At 36.3% G+C, this 21,341-nt stretch carries 25 protein-coding genes; 12 read left to right on the top strand and 13 right to left on the bottom strand.

Annotated features, from left to right (window positions below):
* Nucleotides 1-21: 21 nt before the first annotated feature.
* A complete protein-coding gene (locus RM520_RS08165) occupies nucleotides 22-351 on the bottom strand; it encodes a translation initiation factor (protein WP_311387649.1) in 330 nt (109 codons plus the stop codon).
* A 3-nt stretch (nucleotides 352-354) separates the two neighbouring features.
* Nucleotides 355-1,305: an isopenicillin N synthase family dioxygenase gene (locus RM520_RS08160; RefSeq protein WP_311387990.1), complete on the bottom strand. Its 951-nt coding sequence runs from the start codon at nucleotides 1,303-1,305 to the stop codon at nucleotides 355-357.
* Nucleotides 1,306-1,416: 111 nt separating this feature from the next.
* Between RM520_RS08160 and RM520_RS08155 the strand changes: the two genes are divergently transcribed.
* From RM520_RS08155 to RM520_RS08110, 10 genes are all read left to right on the top strand, one after another.
* Nucleotides 1,417-3,393, top strand: a complete 1,977-nt coding sequence (locus RM520_RS08155) for an alpha-ketoacid dehydrogenase subunit alpha/beta (protein WP_311387648.1) — start codon at nucleotides 1,417-1,419, stop codon at nucleotides 3,391-3,393.
* Nucleotides 3,394-3,413: 20 nt separating this feature from the next.
* A complete protein-coding gene (locus tag RM520_RS08150; RefSeq protein ID WP_311387647.1) occupies nucleotides 3,414-4,532 on the top strand; it encodes an NAD(P)/FAD-dependent oxidoreductase in 1,119 nt (372 codons plus the stop codon).
* Complete coding sequence (locus RM520_RS08145) at nucleotides 4,532-5,242, top strand: methyltransferase domain-containing protein (protein ID WP_311387646.1); 711 nt, start codon at nucleotides 4,532-4,534, stop codon at nucleotides 5,240-5,242. The genes RM520_RS08150 and RM520_RS08145 overlap by 1 nt, the downstream gene beginning before the upstream one ends.
* A 3-nt stretch (nucleotides 5,243-5,245) precedes the next feature.
* Complete coding sequence (locus RM520_RS08140) at nucleotides 5,246-6,301, top strand: type III polyketide synthase (RefSeq protein ID WP_311387645.1); 1,056 nt, start codon at nucleotides 5,246-5,248, stop codon at nucleotides 6,299-6,301.
* Nucleotides 6,302-6,304: 3 nt separating this feature from the next.
* Complete coding sequence (locus RM520_RS08135) at nucleotides 6,305-7,093, top strand: SDR family oxidoreductase (RefSeq protein ID WP_311387644.1); 789 nt, start codon at nucleotides 6,305-6,307, stop codon at nucleotides 7,091-7,093.
* 8 nt (nucleotides 7,094-7,101) lie between these two features.
* Nucleotides 7,102-7,560, top strand: coding sequence for a 3-hydroxyacyl-ACP dehydratase FabZ family protein (locus RM520_RS08130; RefSeq protein WP_311387643.1), 459 nt, complete (start codon nucleotides 7,102-7,104; stop codon nucleotides 7,558-7,560).
* Complete coding sequence (locus tag RM520_RS08125) at nucleotides 7,550-8,824, top strand: beta-ketoacyl-[acyl-carrier-protein] synthase family protein (RefSeq protein ID WP_311387642.1); 1,275 nt, start codon at nucleotides 7,550-7,552, stop codon at nucleotides 8,822-8,824. Before RM520_RS08130 ends, RM520_RS08125 begins: the two co-directional genes overlap by 11 nt.
* A 3-nt stretch (nucleotides 8,825-8,827) precedes the next feature.
* Nucleotides 8,828-9,082: an acyl carrier protein gene (locus RM520_RS08120; protein WP_311387641.1), complete on the top strand. Its 255-nt coding sequence runs from the start codon at nucleotides 8,828-8,830 to the stop codon at nucleotides 9,080-9,082.
* The gene (locus RM520_RS08115) at nucleotides 9,079-9,504 is read left to right on the top strand and encodes a hypothetical protein (RefSeq protein ID WP_311387640.1); all 426 of its coding nucleotides are present in this window, start codon (nucleotides 9,079-9,081) and stop codon (nucleotides 9,502-9,504) included. Before RM520_RS08120 ends, RM520_RS08115 begins: the two co-directional genes overlap by 4 nt.
* A gap of 169 nt (nucleotides 9,505-9,673) precedes the next feature.
* A complete protein-coding gene (locus RM520_RS08110) occupies nucleotides 9,674-10,039 on the top strand; it encodes a hypothetical protein (RefSeq protein WP_311385206.1) in 366 nt (121 codons plus the stop codon).
* On the opposite strand, the gene RM520_RS08105 is transcribed toward RM520_RS08110, so the two are convergent.
* Entirely contained in the window at nucleotides 10,014-10,520 is a 507-nt protein-coding gene (locus RM520_RS08105; protein ID WP_311387639.1) for a YceI family protein, read from the bottom strand. The genes RM520_RS08110 and RM520_RS08105 overlap by 26 nt on opposite strands.
* 287 nt (nucleotides 10,521-10,807) lie before the next feature.
* Here RM520_RS08105 and RM520_RS08100 point away from each other — a divergent pair, with 287 nt between their 5' ends.
* Together RM520_RS08100 and RM520_RS08095 are read left to right on the top strand one after the other, a co-directional pair.
* A complete protein-coding gene (locus RM520_RS08100; RefSeq protein WP_311387638.1) occupies nucleotides 10,808-11,125 on the top strand; it encodes a hypothetical protein in 318 nt (105 codons plus the stop codon).
* 62 nt (nucleotides 11,126-11,187) lie between these two features.
* Nucleotides 11,188-12,489: a hypothetical protein gene (locus RM520_RS08095; RefSeq protein ID WP_311387637.1), complete on the top strand. Its 1,302-nt coding sequence runs from the start codon at nucleotides 11,188-11,190 to the stop codon at nucleotides 12,487-12,489.
* 592 nt (nucleotides 12,490-13,081) lie between these two features.
* Here the strand turns inward: RM520_RS08095 and RM520_RS08090 are convergent.
* From RM520_RS08090 to RM520_RS08045, 10 genes are all read right to left on the bottom strand, one after another.
* Complete coding sequence (locus RM520_RS08090) at nucleotides 13,082-13,876, bottom strand: cation efflux transmembrane domain-containing protein (RefSeq protein ID WP_311387636.1); 795 nt, start codon at nucleotides 13,874-13,876, stop codon at nucleotides 13,082-13,084.
* Nucleotides 13,877-14,162: 286 nt separating this feature from the next.
* Nucleotides 14,163-14,531, bottom strand: a complete 369-nt coding sequence (locus RM520_RS08085; RefSeq protein WP_311387635.1) for a VOC family protein — start codon at nucleotides 14,529-14,531, stop codon at nucleotides 14,163-14,165.
* A complete protein-coding gene (locus RM520_RS08080; RefSeq protein ID WP_311387634.1) occupies nucleotides 14,531-14,740 on the bottom strand; it encodes a GDCCVxC domain-containing (seleno)protein in 210 nt (69 codons plus the stop codon). The genes RM520_RS08085 and RM520_RS08080 overlap by 1 nt, the downstream gene beginning before the upstream one ends.
* Nucleotides 14,740-15,327: a mercuric transport protein MerTP gene (gene merTP, locus RM520_RS08075; RefSeq protein WP_311387633.1), complete on the bottom strand. Its 588-nt coding sequence runs from the start codon at nucleotides 15,325-15,327 to the stop codon at nucleotides 14,740-14,742. Before merTP ends, RM520_RS08080 begins: the two co-directional genes overlap by 1 nt.
* Nucleotides 15,324-15,704, bottom strand: a complete 381-nt coding sequence (locus tag RM520_RS08070) for an ArsR/SmtB family transcription factor (protein ID WP_311387632.1) — start codon at nucleotides 15,702-15,704, stop codon at nucleotides 15,324-15,326. Before RM520_RS08070 ends, merTP begins: the two co-directional genes overlap by 4 nt.
* A 162-nt stretch (nucleotides 15,705-15,866) precedes the next feature.
* Nucleotides 15,867-17,822 (bottom strand): heavy metal translocating P-type ATPase, encoded by a 1,956-nt coding sequence (locus tag RM520_RS08065; RefSeq protein ID WP_311387631.1) that lies wholly within the window; start codon nucleotides 17,820-17,822, stop codon nucleotides 15,867-15,869.
* Complete coding sequence (locus RM520_RS08060; RefSeq protein ID WP_311387630.1) at nucleotides 17,819-18,181, bottom strand: DUF3703 domain-containing protein; 363 nt, start codon at nucleotides 18,179-18,181, stop codon at nucleotides 17,819-17,821. The genes RM520_RS08065 and RM520_RS08060 overlap by 4 nt, the downstream gene beginning before the upstream one ends.
* A gap of 54 nt (nucleotides 18,182-18,235) precedes the next feature.
* Complete coding sequence (locus RM520_RS08055; protein WP_311387629.1) at nucleotides 18,236-18,652, bottom strand: Fur family transcriptional regulator; 417 nt, start codon at nucleotides 18,650-18,652, stop codon at nucleotides 18,236-18,238.
* Nucleotides 18,653-18,654: 2 nt separating this feature from the next.
* Nucleotides 18,655-20,841 carry a TonB-dependent receptor gene (locus RM520_RS08050; protein ID WP_311387628.1) on the bottom strand — a complete coding sequence of 729 codons (2,187 nt, stop codon included), beginning with the start codon at nucleotides 20,839-20,841 and terminating at the stop codon, nucleotides 18,655-18,657.
* A gap of 49 nt (nucleotides 20,842-20,890) precedes the next feature.
* Nucleotides 20,891-21,208: a DUF6660 family protein gene (locus RM520_RS08045; protein ID WP_311387627.1), complete on the bottom strand. Its 318-nt coding sequence runs from the start codon at nucleotides 21,206-21,208 to the stop codon at nucleotides 20,891-20,893.
* Nucleotides 21,209-21,341 lie beyond the last annotated feature (133 nt).

Below are 21,341 nucleotides of genomic sequence, written 5' to 3'. Positions count from 1 at the left end.
ACCTAAGCAACCCTTAATCCCTTATCCACCAACACGTTTCACCTTAAATCCTTTGCTTTTTAAGAAGTTCATAATTTTATCTCGATAATCCCCCTGAATAATGATAGTATCATTTTTATAGCTGCCTCCAACGCTTAAAAGGGATTTAATTTCTTTAGCAAGTTTCTTAAAATCAGCATCGGCTCCGGTATAACCTTCTAAAATTGTAATAGGTTTTCCTTTGCGCTTTTCATACTTACAAATGATCGGGGCTTCTTGCATCCAATAATTAGGTTTCTCCGTTTTATCAATAGGATTTTCTTCAGGTATATGGTCGGGAAAAAGATTTTTTAATTGATCGCTAATGTCCATTCCCTATTTCTTTACCAATCCTAATTCAATTAAACGCTCATTTAAGTATTCACCGGCAGAAATATCTTCAAATTGTTTCGGATTCTCATTAGTAACACAGTGTTCCAAACAGTTTAATGGCATTTCACTTACTGGGTGCATGAAAAAAGGAATAGAATACCTTGAAGTTCCCCATAATTCTTTTGGAGGATTCACCACTTGATGTATGGTTGACTTTAATTGGTTATTTGTTAATCGTGAAAGCATATCACCAACATTTATCATTAATTGATCCGGTTGTGCAATGGCATCAATCCATTCTCCTTCATGATTTTTTACCTGCAACCCTTTACCATGAGCACCCATCAAAAGGGTAATCAAATTGATATCACCATGTGCAGCCGCACGGACCGCGTTTTGCGGTTCTTTTGTTATTGGTGGATAATGAATAGGTCGTAGAATAGAGTTGCCATTTTTAATCCACTCATCAAAATAAGTTTCTTCTAAATCTAAATGCAAGGCTAAGGCTCTAAGCACATATTTAGCAGTTTTTTCAAGCATTTTATAGGTTTCTTCACCCACACTATTGAAATCAGACAACTCATTAACCATGACATTTGCTGGGTATTCTTGAGCTAACTTTGGATTCTCTTCCACATATTGACCAAAATGCCAAAACTCTTTTAAATCTCCTTCTTTTTTACCTTTAGCATGCTCTTTTCCGAATGAAGTATAACCGCGTTGGCCACCTATGCCTTGGATTTCATAAGAATCCTTACTAGATTGAGGTAAAGCAAAGAACTTTTTAATTTCATCATATAATTGTTGCACTAATTCATCAGAAAGAAAATGTCCGCTTAAGGCAACAAAGCCAATATTCTCAAAAGCTCCTCCAATGTCTTGAATAAACTTGGATTTACGTTCCGGATTATTTGATATAAAGTCTTCTAGATTTACACTTGGAATGGCATTCATAATGAAAAAGATTTTAAGCATTCAAATTTAAACAATCTTCATTAACCTTTTATTCTGAATAGCATCTTGCTTAGCTTTTTTACTACTTTTAGCAAGTAGAAAATAGTATTTATGCGATATCATGTAGGTGATTTTGATAAGGACACTCTTTTAAGGCTCTATGAACTAATGCTTAAGCCTAGAATGATAGAAGAGAAGATGTTAATTTTACTTCGTCAAGGAAAAATTTCAAAATGGTTTAGCGGCATTGGCCAAGAAGCCATCTCCGTTGGTGTCACCGCAGCCTTAAAAAGCGAAGAGTATATTCTTCCCATGCATAGAAACCTAGGCGTCTTCACAACACGAGAAATCCCTTTAAATCGATTGTTTTCTCAATGGCAAGGCAAAGCAAGTGGTTTTACTAAAGGTCGCGACAGAAGCTTTCATTTTGGCTCACAAGAGCACAAGATTGTGGGAATGATTTCACACTTAGGTCCTCAACTGGGTGTTGCAGACGGAATTGCCTTAGCCGATTTAATCAAAAAAAAGAAAAGAGTAACTGCTGTTTTTACGGGCGAAGGGGCAACAAGTGAAGGTGATTTTCATGAAGCTTTAAATGTTGCCTCAGTTTGGAATCTACCTGTTCTTTTTTGTATTGAAAACAACGGATACGGGCTATCAACCCCCACTAAAGAACAGTATAACTGTGAGCATTTGGTGGATCGTGCAAAGGGGTATGGAATGGAGAGTCGCATTATAGACGGTAATAATATTCTTGAAGTCTATTCAAAAGTAAATGAGCTTTGTAAAGCGCTTCGAAAAAGACCAAGACCGGTATTATTAGAATTTAAAACCTTTAGAATGCGCGGGCATGAAGAGGCGAGTGGCACCAAATATGTTCCTGAGAAATTAATGAAGCAATGGGCCAAAAAAGATCCTATTTCAAATTATGAAGATTTTCTTTTAGACGAAGAACTACTTTCAAAAAAGGAAATTGAAGCTCTTAGGTCAAAAATCACAGATGAAATCAATACAAATTTGGAACAAGCTTTTAATGAAAGCCCAATGGAATCTAGTTCATCTAAAGAAATAGAAGATGTATACCAATCATTTGATTATAAAAATGTTAAACCTAATAAAGAAACAAAAAATATACGCTTTGTTGATGCTATCTCTGAAGGTTTAAAACAGGCGATGTCTACACATGACAATCTTGTAATTATGGGGCAAGATGTAGCGGAATATGGGGGAGTTTTTAAAATCACAGAAGGCTTTGTCAAAGAATTCGGGAAGCAAAGAGTGCGCAACACTCCAATTTGTGAGTCGGCCATTGTTTCTGCCGGGATGGGACTATCCATTAATGGCATGAAGGCTGTGGTTGAAATGCAGTTCGCAGATTTCGTTAGCTCTGGATTTAACCCAGTGGTAAATTATTTGGCGAAAGTACATTACCGCTGGGGTCAAAATGCTGATGTGGTCATTCGAATGCCTTGTGGGGGTGGTGTTGGTGCCGGACCTTTTCATTCGCAAACAAATGAAGCCTGGTTTACTAAAACCCCTGGTTTAAAAGTGGTGTATCCAGCTTTTCCAATAGATGCTAAAGGTCTTTTAACTACTGCTATTAATGATCCGAATCCTGTATTGTTTTTTGAGCATAAAGGTTTGTATAGAAGTATTTATGGTGATGTTCCAGAGAATTATTACACCCTACCACTCGGGGTAGCCAGCCTAATAAAAGAAGGTCAAGCCCTAACCATTGTCACTTATGGAGCAGGAGTTCATTGGGCTTTGGAAACCTTGACGAAGATGCCAGAACTAGAAGCCGACCTAATTGACTTAAGAACCTTGCAACCTCTGGATTGGGACGCTATATACGCATCGGTACAAAAAACAGGTAAACTCATTATTCTGCAAGAAGACAGTCTTTTTGGCGGTGTCGCGAGCGATATAGCTGCTCAGGTAACAGAGCACTGTTTTGAATATTTAGATGCTCCCATTAAGCGTGTGGCAAGTTTAGAAACTCCCGTGCCGTTCGCTAAAAATTTAGAGAATGAGTATTTACCAAAACAACGCTTTGAGGAATCATTGAAAGCGCTACAAGCTTATTAGAAAACAGCTAAATTCAATTCGTGAATTATTATGACCTGATTATTATTGGTGGCGGATTAGCAGGATTAACAGCTGCTATCCATCTAAAGCAGGCCGGTTTTAATATTTTGCTTGTAGAAAAAAATGAATATCCCAATCACAAGGTCTGTGGAGAGTATGTATCCAATGAAGTCAAGCCGTATTTAAAAAGTCTTGGTATTCCGTTAGATAAGATTCCTTATGCGGATATCAATACCCTTGAGCTAAGCACACATCACGGCGATAGCATTACCACAAAACTTCCTTTAGGGGGATTCGGTATCAGCAGATACGCTTTAGACCAGCAATTGTATGAAACCGCTCAAAAAGAGGGGGTAGTCTTTGTTTTTGATTTGGCAACAAGCATCAATTTTATAGAAAATCAATTCACAGTTAAGACTTCAAAGAACCATGAGTTTCAGTCAAAATGGGTTATTGGAGCTCATGGTAAGCGCTCTATTATTGATAAAAGTTTAGACCGTGATTTCGTAAATCGTAAATCGGCATGGCTTGGTGTTAAATGCCATTATGAACTGGATAACTTTCCGAATGACGTAGTGGCCCTGCATAATTTTAATGGGGGATACGGCGGTCTTTCAAAAACTGAGAACGGTCTGGTTAACTTTTGCTATTTAGCCACTTATGACAGTTTTAAAAAATATAAAGACGTTCATGAGTTTAATAGCCAGGTAGTATCGCGCAATCCTCACCTAGAACGTTTTTTGCAGCATGCTAAACCGGTGTTTAAAAAACCAATCAGTATCGCCCAAATTTCATTTGATAAAAAAGCCCCTGTTGAAAACCATATCATCATGTGCGGTGACAGTGCAGGCCTTATACATCCGCTTTGTGGTAATGGCATGGCCATGGCTATTCATAGTGCAAAAATTGCAGCGGATTGCTTTATAGCGTATCACACTAAATCAAGACATCTTCTTGAACAAAGGTATAGCAAAGCCTGGAAAAAGGAATTTACCTCAAGACTTTGGATGGGTAGGCAGCTACAACATGTTTTAATGAATGAAGCACGTTCAAAAATCGCATTAAAAACGCTAACAAAATCTAAAAAATTGTTGCAATTCATGATTAAGCGTACCCACGGAAAGCCTATATTAGTGTAATGGATTTTGCTACACGTAGTACTCAGCTCGAATTGATGGATGACCCCAATATGGATGCTGAAAAGTACGAACGAGCTTATCTTGACATCAATAGATGCAACAAATTACTTGGCGGTTACGGCATCACCATAACTGAAGTTCAAAAACTCCTTAGAAGCCATCCAAAAAAATCGTATACGATTTTAGACATGGGCTGCGGAGACGGTGAAATGCTTAGAAGAATTTCAAAAGTTATTGATAACGAGGATTTTAGCCTAAAATTAATTGGGGTAGACCTAAGAGATGATGTTCTTGATATTGCGCGGTCCAAATCAACGGAGTACAACAATATCAGCTTCATAAAACAAGACATTCTTGACATTGAGGACGATTTTGATTGCGATATTATCCTTTGCACGCTAACCATGCATCATTTTACCAACGACCAAATCAAGGTTTTTCTAAATAAGTTTGTTTCCTTAGCTAAAGTTGGTGTTGTAATCAATGATTTGGAACGGAGTAAAATTTCTTACCAACTTTTTAAACTCTTCAGTTTCTTTTTTATCAAAACCGAAATCGCAAAAATTGATGGTTTAATTTCAATTAGCAAGGGCTTTAAAAAAGGTGATTTAACCTCCTTTTCTAAACAATTAACTCAGGCAGAACATCTCATAAAATGGAAATGGGCATTTCGGTATTTATGGGTAATGCAAATGAATCGACTAAATTAGTATATGGCTGTAGCAAAAATCAAAGCAGTTTCCAAGGCTTTACCAAAATTTACAAGAACAACAGATGATATTATTCCATTTGTAAATCTTTGGCTTGCTAACCAAGAGGAACGGTTTCGAAGAAAGGTGGTAAAGATATTTGAAGGTGCTGGGGTGGATAAACGCTACGGGATCATGAGTATTGAAGAGGTTTTTAACGCCAGCTCCTTTGAAGAAAAGAACGCTATTTACACTCGTGAAGTTAAAAAACTAGGCTCTGAAGCACTTACAAATGCATTAGGTAAGGCAGATTGGCAAGCTGATAGTCTTGATTACATTATTACTGTAAGCTGCACTGGAATCATGATACCCTCTCTTGATGCTTTTCTAATTAATGAATTAGGCTTAAGGCAAGATGTTGTGCGCTTACCAGTTACAGAAATGGGCTGCGCTGCTGGAGTATCAGGACTCATCTACGCTGCTAATTTCTTAAAGAATAATCCTGGTAAAAGAGCAGCCATTGTAGCTGTTGAGAGTCCCACAGCAACATTTCAGCTTAATGATTATTCCATGGCAAATATGGTAAGTGCAGCTATCTTTGGTGATGGGGCAGCTGCTGTTTTGTTATCATCCGAGGAAACTTACGACGGTCCAAGCATTATTGGTGATGAAATGTATCATTTTAAAGATGCTACGCATATGATGGGCTTTGACCTAACAAATACGGGCTTAAAAATGATTCTAGACCCTTCGGTCCCTGAAGTAATTGCTGACCATTTTCCTAATATCGTTCATCCCTTCTTAAAAAAGCATGATTCCTCCATTGAGAAGGTCAATCACCTGATATTTCATCCTGGAGGCAGAAAGATTGTGCAAACTGTTGAGGATTTGTTTGGTAAATTAGGGAAAGAAATAGATGAAACCAGAGCCGTACTTAAAGAATATGGTAATATGAGCAGCTGTACCGTGCTATACGTGCTCGAACGGTTTTTAGAAAAAGAGATAGCGCAAGGAGAGCAAGGATTAATTCTAAGCTTTGGTCCTGGGTTTTCAGCACAACGAGTTTTAATTGAATGGTAAAGTATGAAAAATAGTACTACAAAACAATGGGCTTTAATACTCGGGGGTAGTAGTGGCTTAGGACTTGCTACAGCCAATAAGTTGGCTGCCAATAATTTCAATATTATCATCATTCATAGAGATAGAAGAACTGATATAGAGCAGATTAATACCTCTTTTCAAGAAATTACTTTAAGTGGTTCGAAGCTGATTTCATTTAATTCTGATGCTACTAATGGGAATAAACAACAACAGCTTGTAGATGAAATAGCAGTAAAATTAGGGTCCGATAAAATCAAACTAGTAGTGCATAGTATTGCCAAAGGCAACCTAAAGCCTATGTTCTCAAAAGACCAAGAGGTTCTAGCAAATCAAGATTTTAATCTCACTATTGATGCTATGGCTACTTCTTTTCACGACTGGCTGCAATTACTAGTAACAAATGAACTGTTGTCAGAAGACGCCAGAGCAATAGCGTTTACCAGCGAAGGCAATACCAAGGCTTGGCCCAATTACGCTGCAGTCTCTGCCGCTAAAGCAGCTCTTGAAGCTATCATGCGTAATGCTGCCTTAGAATTCGCGCCCATAGGACTCAAAGTGAATTGTATTCAAGCTGGAGTGACAGATACTAAGTCTTTTCAGATGATACCGGGTAGCGAAAATTTAAAACAAGCTGCTTTACAACGCAATCCGAACAAAAGGCTTACTACTCCAGAAGATATTGCCGATGTAGTTTATTTAATGACACAACCCGAGGCACAATGGATTACTGGCACAGTGATTAAAGCGGATGGCGGAGAGAGTTTACAATAAGGATTAGAATGACGCATAAAAATGAATTCAGCTATATAAAAGAACATTTGCCATATCAAGAACCTTTCTTGTTTGTTGGTGAATTACAGAAAGTCACTGAAAATGGGGTGCAAGGCGATTATACTTTTGCTAAAGAAGCTGATTTCTATAAAGGTCATTTTAAAGACCATCCGGTAACTCCAGGGGTTATCCTCACAGAATGCTGCGCGCAGATTGGATTAGTATGCTTAGGAATATTTCTTCTGTATGACCAACAACATGAACCTTTGCAAATAGGATTTACAAGTGCTGAAATGGAGTTCTTAAAGCCCGTTTATCCTGGTGAGAAAGTACGGGTAGTGTCTGAAAAGGTCTATTTTAGGTTTCAAAAGCTCAAGTGCAAGGTGAAAATGTATAATCAAGAAGAGGAGTTGGTTTGCAAAGGACTGTTATCAGGAATGTTTAAAGCGACTCCAAATGAAAAATAGGGTAGTGGTAACCGGTTTAGGGGTTTGCGCGCCCAATGGCGTAGGTTTAGAGAACTTCTCTAAAGCCTTAAATTCAGGACAATCTGGTATCAGATTTTACAACGAATTAAAAGAGCTTAATTTCTCATGTCAAATTGCTGGAAAACCGAATATTGAAAATATTGACTTAAACCAATACTTCAGTAAAGTTCAGTTGAAAGATTTAAACGCAAATGGTCTTTTATACGGTGTTATCGCTGGGGTTGATGCCTGGAACGATGCCACATTAGAGAAATCAACTGCTGAGACTCCCGATTGGGATGCCGGAATCATATTCGGAACCGGAATCTTAGGGGTAGATAAGTTTAGGGAATCCATTTACAAGCTAGATAAAGGCGATGTTAGGCGATTAGGCAGCACCTCGGTCATTCAAACCATGGCCAGCGGTATTAGTGCTTATTTAGGAGGCATTTTAGGTTGTGGTAATCAAGTAACCACCAATTCTTCGGCCTGCACTACGGGTACGGAAGCAATTTTAATGGGTTTTGAGCGCATTCAAGAGGGAAAAGCCAAAAGAATGTTGGTTGGTAGTTGTAGTGATAGTGGACCCTATGTCTGGGGCGGATTTGATGCCATGCGCATACTTCCAAGAAATTATAATGACAATCCAGAAGCAGCCAGTAGACCAATGAGTGCCAACGCGGCAGGATTTGTACCTGGAAGTGGGGCGGGGACCTTGGTTCTTGAATCCCTAGAAAGTGCCTTAGAACGAGGAGCTAAAATTTATGGAGAAATACTCGGTGGTGCTGTTAATAGCGGCGGTCAAAGAGCTGGGGGTAGCATGACAGCCCCCAACAACACAGCCGTGCAGCGCTGTATTCAAGAAGCACTTAGCAATGCTGCTATTAGCGCAGATGCTATCGATGCTATAAACGGTCATTTGACAGCAACTTCTAAAGATCCTGTTGAAATTGATAACTGGCAGCAAGCGCTGCAACGAAAAGGAGGGGAGTTCCCTTACATCAACTCTTTTAAAAGTCAAATTGGTCATTGCTTAGCTGCAGCAGGCAGTATTGAATGTGTGGGAACGATGCTACAATTGGACCAGCAAGTGCTTTTTAGAAATGCCAATTGTGAAGATGTACATCCTGATATTTTAAAACTTGTTCCTACCGATAAAATTCCAAAGAAAACCCTTAATTTTCCAGTAAAAATAATTGCAAAAGCAAGCTTTGGTTTCGGTGATGTCAATGCCTGCCTCATTTTTAGCACGTACACGGAGTAAATTATGACAGAAAAAGAAAAGTACCACACCCTTAAAGAAATTGTAAAAATATACCTGCCTGATGACGTTTCGGTGGAGCAAATTCAACCCGAAAGCAATTTCACGACAGAATTAAACATCAACTCCGCGAATCTGGTAGACATTGTGCTAGATGTTGAAGATGCTTTTGATATTCGATTAGAGAATGAAGATATGGACGGCATGCTCACGGTTAAAGACGCCTTAAGCATTATTGAAACTAAGCTAAGCGAGAAATGAAAGAATTTTACAATTGGGCTTTAACCAAGCTTAAGGTTGATAAAAAACTAGTATTCACCTACTGTATCGTTTATTTTTCATGGGGCCTACTCATGAACTGGTTCGGAGCAGAAGTAGGTATTGCTAAATTCACCTATTGGTGGCAGGTCATTACCTGTTATATTCTATATATGGTGCCTATTTCACTGATTTTAAGAGGATTACCATTTCACGCACAATATGCTTACGGATTAGTAGCAATGGGCTTGCTTGAATTTGGGGGTTATGCCCTAGAAACTTCCTATGCGTATCCAAACAACCTATTAGACCAGTTTTTTAATGAACGAAACTTCAGTTTGGGTATGGCCTTATTCTTTGCCCTTTACTTTCCTTTAGGAAATTGGGGAGTGCATAAAATCTATCAACTTTTCAATAAAAAGTGAGTGCATTTCATCGTTGATTCACAACACTTTATAGAATCCAACTTCGACCAATAATAGAATATTGTCGACGAGCCTTTATTTTGGATCGGTGAATGGTTTTTTTTAGGTAAAATTCAGGCCACTTTATGACCCAGTAGTACATTTATCCCAGAACACTAGATGAATTACTATGAAAGTCAAATACCTGTTATTTGCATTTGCCGTATTGATGATGAGTGGTGTAGCAGCCCAAAGCAGTGCAAAAGAATCCATGCTGAAAAAGAAGAAAGAATACAGCGATCGCACAATGGTGCAGCGATTTGAGAAATCAATGATTATGACTGCCGCTGAGCGTACAGAACTTAGAAAGCAAAACCAACAAAAAAGAAAAGAGCTTTTAGTACTTATAGATACTTCGAGTATTATCAAAGACAAAATGCGCGATAAATTGAAGCATGACGCTATTCATGATCCATTTTCAGCCCGTTTGAAAAAATTTGTTGACGCCTATAAGGTCGAAGAAACACCAGTTACTTTAGCTCAAAACGAAAAGTAACCTTTACCAAGTTTTCTTCTCTTTTCTTTTTAATCTTAATATCATAATCGTAGGAGTAGAGCGAGGTAGTGCCTATTAGCTGATTACCATCTTGCTTAAAAGTTATGGTGATAGGTTTTTTAATGTCTTTAATGGTTAAAGTACCTTCAACCAGGTATTGCTGGTCTTTCTGGGTGATTTTCGAGCTTTTAAAATAGATACGCGAGTAATCGCTTTTATCAAAATACTTCCCACTTTTTAAGGACCAATTACGAAGACCGCTATTGGTATCAAGCGTTTCTACGGCTACAGAACCTTCAAAAAAGGAATTGTCAAGATTGTTCCAATCAATCTTTGAGGTGGACTTAAAACCTGAGATACTGCCCTTAACGTCTTTATCTACAAACACAAAGTCAATGCTTGCTTTTTGAATAGTGCTGTTCTGTGCGCTTAAAGCAATGCTATAAGCGAATATTAAGAATAGAATTAGTGTCTTGTTCATTGCTGTTTTTTCTTTTTAAAATTAGAACAAAAATCACTCCAGAATTCCTTTTACGACACTTAATTAAGCAACTGTAGGATTAATTTTTTACTGCAACTGGTCAAAAGGAGGGAGCATAGTGACTGCAAGACTTCGAATTAATGATTTTTAAACCATTAATTAGCAATATGTTCAAGTTTAAGCCTAGATGTTAATCTTTTAGTAATTCTCATATTTCTGCTTGAAGCATACGAAGAAAATTCGTACTTTTAAAGTAGTCTCATTGTTCAAAAAACCTAGTATATATCATGTCTTCAAACATTCAAGTCACAAATGATGTCTTTGAAATTCGCTTAAAGAGAAATTATAACCGTGCGCTAAATCTTCAAAGAAAAATGACATCATACCGATACGAACCGAAAGACTATGAAGGTTTTATACGTTTAAGGAATTTAAGAACCGAATTAAAAGACTTAACCCAAGATCAATTGGAGTTGCTCCAAAAAGTAAAAGAGCAACAATTTGACTTTAAAGTATCTGAAACCTTATTTGAGACTATTTTTCTGCGCTATAAGCAACTAGATCGGGATATTGCACGGTATGTACTCGACATTCAAAAAGGCTGATTAAGCCTCTACAGTTTTAGTATTTAAAAAAGTAGAGTATATTTAGGGGATACACTTGTTTTGTGAAAGACAATGATGCATTAGGGTACCGTTCTATTAGCTGGCAGCTAGAGATTATCATCGCCGGTGGTTTATTCTACACCTTATTTACAAGTACCGATTTCTTTAAAAATTTCTTTATTCAGACACAACCTATTCTGAATTTTGATCACTACCAAATAATTCTCTTTTTTGGACTGTATATTCTCACCCGAACTTTACTTATAGGGTTTGGAGCTAATTTATTATTACGAACCATCTGGGTAGCCTATATGGCTATTTACAACTGGTACCCAAATGGAGTCAACTATGATAAACTCAAGCTAAGCGATGACCGAAAAAAGAACCTCAAAGCTCGGTATAGCCGCAAGAACCGTTTAGAAACTTTAGAAAAATGGGCCAGCTTAAGTTTTAGCTTTGCAATACTATTTGCCATGCTCGTCATAAGTACCCTTTTGGTATGCTTACTTATTGATGCTTTTTTATTAGAAGTGCTCGGATTAGAAAGCTTAGTCTACAACGTTACTTATAATTATACTTTAGCAGGGGTGGTGCTTTTGGCGCATTTGGGCGTTTTGGGGCGATTGGCAACTAAAACTGGTAAGCCAGTTATCGACAGGGGTTTATCACTTTTAAATAAAATTTATTACTACTGCAGTGGTTCGTTTTTATACCAAAGAGAGCTTTTAATCCTCAGATCTAATAGCAAACAATGGATTTTAGTAAGTTTTGGGGTTTTTTACATTGTCATGGCTACTTTAATATCCGTTAATCAACTAGGAGCTTTTTTTTATGGGGGTACTTTTAATGTTAAGGTATTCGATGACCGTAAAACCTATGAGCAGAAAACCATATATAGCATGAAAAATCGCTATTATGAAGATCATTTAAAGGAAAATGAAGTGTTTTATAGGGGAGGCATACAGAGTGAGCTTATTAAAGACAAGCATTTAAAGTTATTTGTGGTGCATTGGTTTTGGTTTGATAGTTTTAAAGATAGCGTACTTAACAGTTTAGATTTTAAAAAGGAAATACCCAGTTTTGAAAATGACGCTATACGAAGTGCTTTTTTTGATGAACAACGTATCAAATACCAAAAGACCTTAAATACCATGTTTGAGGTAGTATTGAATGAAAAAGTACTGGATTCTGTACGATGGAATCGGTATACGCATCCAAAGACGGACGAAGAAGGCTATTTAGCATATATCGCAGTTGATACCGTTAAAATGGGAAGAAACATTGTAAATGTAAACCGGCGTTATGGAAAAGACAGTCTAGAGGTTTCTGACGGCTGGCTGAGTTTTCCATTTTGGAAGGAATAGTCTGTTCTAATTAGATTATCCAGTAGGATGATTTAAAAAGGCGGTGAGATGGAGCAATGGAATTGACAACCTTAATATTTCTATTTTACATAATATAAATTATGATACAAAATACAACATAAGTATTTAAGGTTCAACATCTTAGTTGTAATTCATAATTCTATATTATGTAAAATATCCCTTAACTCTCTGAAAATCAATTAAAATTTAGAACAGGGTCATTAAACTTTTTTAAGCGGTGTCTGCGACGCATATTTTCATTTGTACCATAATTAGCCGTTATGTAAAATAGCCGCTGCCCATGCGCTCATTGCTTTTTAAAATCAAATTGCTCAGGCAATTTATTTTAAACACAATCTCCAGCCGCATAGCCAACGCCATTTAAAAGCTAGCCTTTTAGATTCATTTAAAATTCGTTTATTCGAGGAAATGTGTGCAAGATTTTTTTCTATGACATTCTCGTAGCTTACCGCAACAGCTAAAATTTTCTCTGCGAGCAAAATTCTTAGCCCTTGCTACTCCTAATGTTCCTAGAAACCTTTTTTTAACTCTATTTTACATAATGTATGTAATCCACATTTTAGTAGATTGATTATTTCCCCAACTTTAGTATTCTAATCGCACCTTGGACGACCAGTATAAAAACTATTGTTCCCACTATTAAATCCGGTAAGCCAGACTTAGACCAAAGCACCAAAATACCAGCGAATATTACTCCTAGATTGATTATGACATCATTTGATGTAAAAATCATACTTGCCTTCATGTGGGCATCTTCTTTGTTTTTAGATTTTTGTAATAAGTAAAGACAGATTCCATTGGCAATCAAAGCAAAAATCGAAACGACTATCATAGTTGAAAAATCAGGAAGTTTCTCCGCTCCTAAAAAACGTCTTAGAATCTCTACAAACCCTATAATTGCAAGGACGATTTGAAAATATCCTGCAATTTTGGCAATTCTTTTTTTTCTGATTAGTGTTCCACCAACTGCAAAAAGGCTAATTCCATAAACGAAGCTATCTGCCAACATATCCAGACTATCGGCTACAAGTCCCATGGATTTTGAAATCAATCCAGTTGTCATTTCAATGATAAAGAATGCAAAGTTGATTGCCAGAACAGCCCATAGCAGCTTCTTTTGGTTTGTCTCTTCCTTAAAATCAGTTTGGTCAGTCTCTTCAGTCCCGAGTTTAATTCCGCCCAATTTTAATTCCAATATTAAGGCTTCGATTTTTTCGGTTTGTCCTTCATGAAAAACTCTCAATAATCGATTTGGGATATCAAAATCAAGATATTTAACACTTGAAATATCATCTAATTTCATCCGAACTAAGTTTTCTTCAGATGGACAATCCATTTTTGATATTTCGAATGTTGTCTTTTGCATAAATCAAAATTAGTGCAAAAATAAGAGTAAAATTAAGTAGAGCTATTTAGCCAAATGTTTCCTTTCTTTTTTTCTTGATAAAAAAAGAAACAAAAAAATCAAGGCTTACAGATAATTTTGGAAACAATATACGGCTCAGTCGCTATACTTTAGGATCCATTGTAACTCTTAAGACTGCTTGTAGATTACAGCAGAATTTCAACTGCCAAGAAAACTAGTAACCAGCCCCCTAAAATATGGCCGCTCCCCTCGCCTATTGTTTTGCCAAAATTCTCTTAGGCCAGGGTTATTCATTAAATTGACAAAAATGCCATAAAACACCAGAAGGGTCATGCATAAACAGTTCCCTTCCCCAATCAAAAGTTTTTATTTCAGTAAAACGAACATATTTATATTTGTTGTGAAGACCTTTTGCAAGTAATTCTTTCTCACAAGATTCTATATCGTCAACTTCCAAAAATATCATTGAATTGTGCACCCATTTTTTGACGTAATACTTTTGCAAATAAAACGCCAAACTTTCATTGACTTTAAATAGGGACATTTTATCATTTAAAATGACTTCTTCAAAACCAAGCTCTCGATAGAACGTTCTAGATTCATCATATCTCTTTGCACCAATAAACGTTCTTATATTTTTAGCCTTATAGCCCATTAATTACAACAACTTTTGTTTTCTTGAATTGGAGGACATGCTACGGTTCCATAGGAGCAAAATACACAACAATCACCTTCTTTAGGTCTTAATACTTCTTTGCAATTTTCACAATCATAAAAGAATTGACAAGCTGTTGTAGGCATCTCTTCTTCTTTTTTATGACCGCATTTCGGGCAGGTAATTGCGGATTTCAGGAGCACTTCCATTATTCTATAATTTTATATCCAGTTTTGCCAACGGCAACTTCAATTTCTTTATTGGTAACTTTTCCTCTATCAAATTTTACTACTGTATTACCATTTTCGTAGTTAGCTTTAACTTCAATTATTCCATCGAGCTTATTTACTTCACTTTCTATATGTACTTCACACCCAGCACAAGTCATTCCGCTTATCTTGTATTCGACCACGTTGACATCCGATTCGCTTACGTAAACAACTTCCTTTTTATCGCTTGGAAAGAATATTTCTGAATAATTAGGAAATGCTAACATTAACCCTGTAAAAAGAGTAATCAAAAACAGAAACTTTTTAGAGTTAATAAATTTTGGATTATCATCTTCACATTCACAATCAATCTCTTCTTTTTTAGGCTTCAATTTTTGATACCAAACTATTGCTAAAAGCACAATTGTAATCGTTATTAAATACGGTCTAAATGGTTCAATCCACGAAAATGTTGATGCAATTCCGCTGGTTCCCGCAATTAATGCCAATACAGGTGTAATGCAACATAATGAAGCTGCAATTGCAGTAATAATAGTTGTTCCAATTAACTTCTTTTCTGAACTCATGATTCACTATCTTCTAAAACTTTACTCTTATCCAATATTTCAAAAAATGGAGTTAACAATGTTAGTTTGTCTTCCGAAACTGAATAAAAGATTGTTTGCGCTTCCTTTTTAGAATAAATAAGGTTTCTATCCTTAAGCTTTCTCAAATGCTGTGAAATAGCCGAAACATTCATTTCTAAAACGTCACTTAAATCACAAACACATAAACGACCTTCTTTATTCAGTAAATACAATAGTTTCAATCTAACCGAATTTCCAGTCAAACTTAAAATACTTGAAAGGTCTTGAAAAGCAGTATCTAATTTTTGAACCACTTCTCTACAGTTTATTATTTGTTTAGCATCCGCTTCTAGCCTTATGCAAATGTCATTCTTCATAATCCAAAAATATAATTATTTTCTTATTTAAGCAAATGCTTAAATACTGTTGATATTTTGCACTAGTATTCCATTTTATACAGATTGCCACTTCGCTCCCCTCGCCTATTGTTTTGCCAAAATTCTCTTAGGCCAAGGACAAAATAGTAACCGATATAAGTGCTAACTCCAATTCATCCGTTGTAATCTGACTGCGTTTAAAATTGCTAATAATGCTACACCTACATCTGCAAAAACTGCTTCCCACATTGTGGCTAAACCACCTGCTCCTAAAACCAAAACAATAACTTTAACACCAAAAGCTAAAATGATATTCTGCCAAACAATTTTTCTGGTGGAACGTCCTATTTTTATTGCTCTGACCACTTTTGATGGTTGGTCAGTTTGAATAATAACATCTGCGGTCTCAATCGCTACATCACTCCCTAATCCACCCATTGCGATTCCGACGTCACTTGCCGCTAAAACTGGTGCATCATTTATTCCATCGCCAATAAATGCGATTTTCTTTTCTGGGTTTTGTTTTAGTTTTTCAACTTCATTCAGTTTGTCTTCGGGCAGTAGACCACCTTTGGCTTTTTCAATGCTTAATTCGGAAGCTACTTTTTGTGTGATAGAATCCTTATCGCCAGATAGCATCATTATATTTTTGATTCCAACTTTATGCAGCGATGTTATCGTTTCCTTTGCATCGTTCTTTAATTCATCCGCTATGACTACATAACCCGCAAACCTATTATCTATGGCTATTAACACTATAGACTCTACAATGGTTTCAGTTTCTGTGGGAACTTCAATTTTATTAGCAATCATTAAAGCTTTGTTGCCTACTAAAACGTTTTTGCCATTTACAATCCCTCTTAAACCTTTACCTGCAATTTCAGACACTTCGGTAGCTACAAAATCTTCTCCTTCAGCTTTGTACTCTAAAATGGCTTTAGCAATTGGATGTGTAGATTGTTCTTCCATCGCCATCAAGTATTGCATAAATTCCGCTTTTGCAAAAGCTGAATCATTAACAACTTCTTTGATTTTAAAAACACCTTTGGTAACTGTTCCAGTTTTGTCCATAACCAACGTATTTATTGTGGTCATAGCATCGAGAAATGAAGCACCCTTGAAAAGTATTCCGTTTTTTGAAGCAGCTCCTAAACCACCGAAATATCCTAACGGTATGGAAATCACTAAAGCACAAGGACAAGAAATAACAAGAAATATTAGCGCTCTGTAAAGCCAATCTCTGAATACGTAATCGTCAACAAAGAAATAAGGCAATACGGTAACTCCAATAGCCAAAAACACAACGATTGGCGTATAAATCCTTGCAAATTTTCTGATAAATAATTCGGTTTTCGACTTGCGAGCTGTGGCATTTTGAACCATATCGAGAATTCGGGCAATGGAACTATCCTTAAACTCTTTTGAAGTTTCAATTTCAATCACGCCATCGAGATTGATACTTCCCGCAAATACTTTCTCAGATTTAGTAATGGTATCAGGTTTGCTTTCGCCTGTCAAAGCCGCGGTATTGAATGAGCCTTTTTCAGAAAGCAAAATGCCGTCCAATGGCACTTTTTCGCCCACGCGGACTTGTACTTTTTCGCCAATTTCAACAGTTTCGGGATTAACGGAAATGTAATCGTTGTTCCGATAGACCAAAGCTTCATTTGGCCTTACATCGAGCAAGGCTTTGATATTTGACTTTGCTCTATTTACTGCTGCATTCTGAAATAGTTCACCTACTGCATAAAACAACATAACAGCAACGCCTTCGGGATATTCGCCAATGATAAATGCGCCTATTGTGGCAATAGACATTAAAAAGAATTCCGTGAAAACATCGCCACGTATCACATTTTTCCAGCCTTCCTTAATTACCGGAAACCCTACGGGAACGTATGCTATGGTATACCAAACTACTCGAACATAACCTTCAAATTGGGGAATTAAATCAAAGTAGTCTACTATAATTCCTAGAATAAGCATTACAAAGCTTATAATTGCTGGAATATACGTTTTGAATGCACTTCCATCTCCGTGGTCGTGACCATCATCATGATTATGTTCTTCTTCCGATTCTGGTTTTAAATCTCTTAAATTGAGTTTCTTTTTTTTCATTTAGTGTTTAATAATATTTCAATGTCATTTGGAATAGACATACGCTTCAAAGGCGGCACATTTGCTCCACCAGTATTACCAAGAGGAACGTGATTTATAAATGATTTCCAACCACCCACAAGCAACCTAATAATTTGACCTATTACTTCTTTAGTATCTTTTTGTCTAAACCCAAATCTTAGCATTAGCCAATGTGAATAGGTATGCTCAATCGGGTAAGATTGTCCTATGATATGACTACGCTCTAAATGATACCAAGCACTACCGTATTCCTTATTTTCTAAACAGGAACTATATTGTATTAATTCTTCATTATAAGCCTGCTTAAGATGTTTAGGTATTTTAGTATTAAACTTCATATCTATTAATTTTTGGATAAAATTAGTTTAATAGCTAGTGCAATGGAAGTGCATTTATTGCCCACTACACTTATCGCAAATACCTTTTACAACCAAGTTTACATTTTCCGAAACAAAGCCATCAGGAACTTTTATTTGAGGTATCTTATGTTTTGTTAAACAAACGGTTTCATTGCAATTATTACAATGAAAATGTAAGTGTAAATCTGTTTTTATATCACAACTACATCCTTGTTCGCAAAGTGCGTATTTTGTGATTCCTGTGCCATCATCAATCTGATGCACGATATCATTTTCCTCAAAGGTTTTTATAGTTCTGTATAGCGTAGTTCTGTCTGCCTTTTCAAAAGCATTTTCAATATTACTAAGCGTTACAGCTGCCTTGTTTTCCGCAAGAAACTTATAAATCAATAACCGCATTGCAGTAACACGAATATTTTTTGATTCTAATAATTGTTCAATTGTTTCCATAATTAATCGTGGTCTAAGTTTCCAAATGGTTTAATAATAAGTCCTACACTAAAGATAAAACCATCCGTGGGTCCATAAATCTCTGGAAAGACAGGATTTTCATGTGGTGGTAAAACCAATGGGGAAAATCTACTTTGCCTTCTATCTGTGAAGTTCTCAAAATTGATAAATACGCTTCCCCGTTTAAAATTACGCATTAACAGTAAGCCCATAGTTACAAAATCGGTTGTCTCAGTACCGTTTGATAAAAATTGTTTTCCCGTGTAATAGGTCTCATAGCCAATTCGCCACTTTTCAGACTCGTACATTAAAACGCTACCCGCATTATGTTTTGCGGTTAAAGGTTTTTGTGGGTTACCTGGCAAATAATTTAGTTTGGTGTCGATAAGTGCATAGTTTAAAAACCATCTAAAATCTTTGTAAGTGAATTTAATATTGGTTTCTGCTCCTTTGCTAAAAATTTCATCTGGCGCATTTTCAAATTGAAAAAAACCATTATCTGTTGAATTTAACAACAAGCCTTTATTTATAGCTGTTGTATAGAACAATTGATTTACTGAAAAACCAATCTCATCGGATAAGCGTGCTTGATAGTTTACATCGAAATTAATACCATAAGAACGTTCTGCGTCTAAAGTTGATTTATCTATTGCTAGAACATTTTCGAAATTGATATATTCTGCTTCTTCTGTAAATATATCAGGTATTTTGTATCCTAAACCACCACCTATTCGGCTTGAAAATCCATTATCATTTTTATACAGTAATGATATTCTTGGCAGTGGGAAAAAACCAAAATCGGCATTATAATCTGCTCTTAATCCTGTTTCTAAAATCCATTTTTCGGATATATCAAAGATGTTATTAGCAAATGCACCAAAGGTTACATCTTTTTGGTCTCGCTGTAATGGTGCATTATCATTTTCATCAAAGTTTGAGGTATATAAATTTGCGCCAATTATCCAATCTGTATTTTCTGACGCCGTATTATATGTGATTTCAGTAAAAGTGTTTGTTTGCTGCCCATCAAAATTGAGACTAGGGACGCTTAAGTTCCTATCGAAAAAAGAGATACTATTTTTAAATTTTAATGAGCTAACAGAATCTAATTGTGTTTGATATACCAATTGACTACTTAATCTTTTGGAATTGTTTTCTTCTGTATATTGATGAATACCATTTTCGCCACTTTCAATTTTGGTAATATCTCCACCTATTCTATCATCATATGTTCCATTTAAACCAAACCACAGGGTTGTTTTCTCCGATGGATAATAAAACAATTTGGGATTGAAAGAAATTGAGGTTGTTTTTGGTAGGTTACTAAAACCATCATCTTCTGGGTCGTAAGCTTTTTGATAGTGCCCAGAACCATAAAGCGAAAAACCAAACTTTTCATTTCGTTTACTATAAAACACATTCGCTGTGCTTCCTAATGCTTGTGTTTGAGTTAGCATAATATCCAATGCAGGTTCTTCGTCAGGTGTTTTAGATACCATATTTACCAATCCTGCAATAGCACCGCCACCATAAAGGGTTGAGGAACTTCCTTTTATAATCTCAAATTGTTTTAAGTCTAAAGGTGGAATTTGTAAAATACTTAAACCACTTGAAAAACCACCATATAAGGGAAACCCATCTCTCAAAAGTTGTGTGTACCGACCATCCAATCCTTGAATACGAATATTGGTGCTACCACTACTTAATGATGTCTGTTGCATTTGTATACCTGTGCTTTCGCGAAGTACCATAGAAATATTAGTAGGATTCATTATTGCTTTCTCCCCTAGTTCCTCGACGCCAATAAACTCAATACGTGTTGGTATCTTTTTTACAGTCCTTGTACTACGTGTAGATTGAAGTACCACTTCATCTAATACGTTAGCATCTACTTTAAGTTTAAAAATATAATCCGCATCACTAGGTACTTGAATTGTTGTTTCTAATGTTTGAAAGCCTAAAAATGAAATTACTGTTGAATGTTGACCGTTAGGTATTTCGGTAAATTCTGCTATACCATCAAAATTGGTAATAGCTCCTTTTTCTAATGTTTCAAAGTAAACTGTAGCACCTATTAAGGGTTCGTTTTCATCCTCTGAATAGACGGTTATTTGAATATCTGATTTTTGTGCCTGTAGCGATAGGCATAGCAAAAACATGAGCTTTACGCTCAAAATGTGTTTGTTCATTGAATATGATTGTAATTAACTAAAAAAGTGATTTAAAAATCTAGAAGTCTTAGCTAATTACTTGGGGCGGTTGCCAAATGTTGGAATGAAAATCAAATCTATAAATTGACTGATAGATAGCTATTGATTGTGTAGAAATGCTGTTGTAAAAATTGAGTTCAAATGTGGGTAAAGGTTCATAGGCTATCGACATACCACAACAATTACAAATACAAGTTATAGGACAAGAATCATCATTATCTTCTTGATGATTATGGTCTATGCTCAGCTCTTGCTGTTGTTGGTCATCAAAATTTTGACCATCAGAACATGGCTTTGCGGTCAAAGTGAACATGGTAACTGCTAGTATGAAGCTTATAAATTTCATTGCTATAAAGATATTAAATTCTAGATGCAATGGCTGTGCAAAGGCATATTGACCATTCCATACACATTACCACTTCGCTCCTGTCGTCGCTTCGGGCAAAGAGTACTCCATTACCTTTTAAGAAGAAAATTTT

Source organism: Croceitalea vernalis (genome assembly GCF_031846405.1).
Classification (GTDB): domain Bacteria; phylum Bacteroidota; class Bacteroidia; order Flavobacteriales; family Flavobacteriaceae; genus Croceitalea; species Croceitalea vernalis.
The sequence above is the reverse complement of the archived record's forward strand: the minus strand, read 5'-3'. Positions and strand labels throughout refer to the sequence as shown.

Bases quoted from the DNA above. Each gene is read 5' to 3' on its own strand.
- RM520_RS08050 (WP_311387628.1), bottom strand. From the start codon at position 20,841: ATGAACAAACACATTTTGAGCGTAAAGCTCATGTTTTTGCTATGCCTA.
- RM520_RS08125 (WP_311387642.1), top strand. From the start codon at position 7,550: ATGAAAAATAGGGTAGTGGTAACCGGTTTAGGGGTTTGCGCGCCCAAT.
- RM520_RS08115 (WP_311387640.1), top strand. From the start codon at position 9,079: ATGAAAGAATTTTACAATTGGGCTTTAACCAAGCTTAAGGTTGATAAA.
- RM520_RS08100 (WP_311387638.1), top strand. From the start codon at position 10,808: ATGTCTTCAAACATTCAAGTCACAAATGATGTCTTTGAAATTCGCTTA.
- RM520_RS08070 (WP_311387632.1), bottom strand. From the start codon at position 15,704: ATGAAGAATGACATTTGCATAAGGCTAGAAGCGGATGCTAAACAAATA.
- RM520_RS08145 (WP_311387646.1), top strand. From the start codon at position 4,532: ATGGATTTTGCTACACGTAGTACTCAGCTCGAATTGATGGATGACCCC.
- RM520_RS08130 (WP_311387643.1), top strand. From the start codon at position 7,102: ATGACGCATAAAAATGAATTCAGCTATATAAAAGAACATTTGCCATAT.
- merTP (WP_311387633.1), bottom strand. From the start codon at position 15,327: ATGAGTTCAGAAAAGAAGTTAATTGGAACAACTATTATTACTGCAATT.
- RM520_RS08065 (WP_311387631.1), bottom strand. From the start codon at position 17,822: ATGAAAAAAAAGAAACTCAATTTAAGAGATTTAAAACCAGAATCGGAA.
- RM520_RS08140 (WP_311387645.1), top strand. From the start codon at position 5,246: ATGGCTGTAGCAAAAATCAAAGCAGTTTCCAAGGCTTTACCAAAATTT.
- RM520_RS08155 (WP_311387648.1), top strand. From the start codon at position 1,417: ATGCGATATCATGTAGGTGATTTTGATAAGGACACTCTTTTAAGGCTC.
- RM520_RS08045 (WP_311387627.1), bottom strand. From the start codon at position 21,208: ATGAAATTTATAAGCTTCATACTAGCAGTTACCATGTTCACTTTGACC.
- RM520_RS08055 (WP_311387629.1), bottom strand. From the start codon at position 18,652: ATGGAAACAATTGAACAATTATTAGAATCAAAAAATATTCGTGTTACT.
- RM520_RS08105 (WP_311387639.1), bottom strand. From the start codon at position 10,520: ATGAACAAGACACTAATTCTATTCTTAATATTCGCTTATAGCATTGCT.
- RM520_RS08085 (WP_311387635.1), bottom strand. From the start codon at position 14,531: ATGGGCTATAAGGCTAAAAATATAAGAACGTTTATTGGTGCAAAGAGA.
- RM520_RS08135 (WP_311387644.1), top strand. From the start codon at position 6,305: ATGAAAAATAGTACTACAAAACAATGGGCTTTAATACTCGGGGGTAGT.
- RM520_RS08060 (WP_311387630.1), bottom strand. From the start codon at position 18,181: ATGAAGTTTAATACTAAAATACCTAAACATCTTAAGCAGGCTTATAAT.
- RM520_RS08120 (WP_311387641.1), top strand. From the start codon at position 8,828: ATGACAGAAAAAGAAAAGTACCACACCCTTAAAGAAATTGTAAAAATA.
- RM520_RS08160 (WP_311387990.1), bottom strand. From the start codon at position 1,305: ATGAATGCCATTCCAAGTGTAAATCTAGAAGACTTTATATCAAATAAT.
- RM520_RS08165 (WP_311387649.1), bottom strand. From the start codon at position 351: ATGGACATTAGCGATCAATTAAAAAATCTTTTTCCCGACCATATACCT.
- RM520_RS08110 (WP_311385206.1), top strand. From the start codon at position 9,674: ATGAAAGTCAAATACCTGTTATTTGCATTTGCCGTATTGATGATGAGT.
- RM520_RS08090 (WP_311387636.1), bottom strand. From the start codon at position 13,876: ATGCAAAAGACAACATTCGAAATATCAAAAATGGATTGTCCATCTGAA.
- RM520_RS08080 (WP_311387634.1), bottom strand. From the start codon at position 14,740: ATGGAAGTGCTCCTGAAATCCGCAATTACCTGCCCGAAATGCGGTCAT.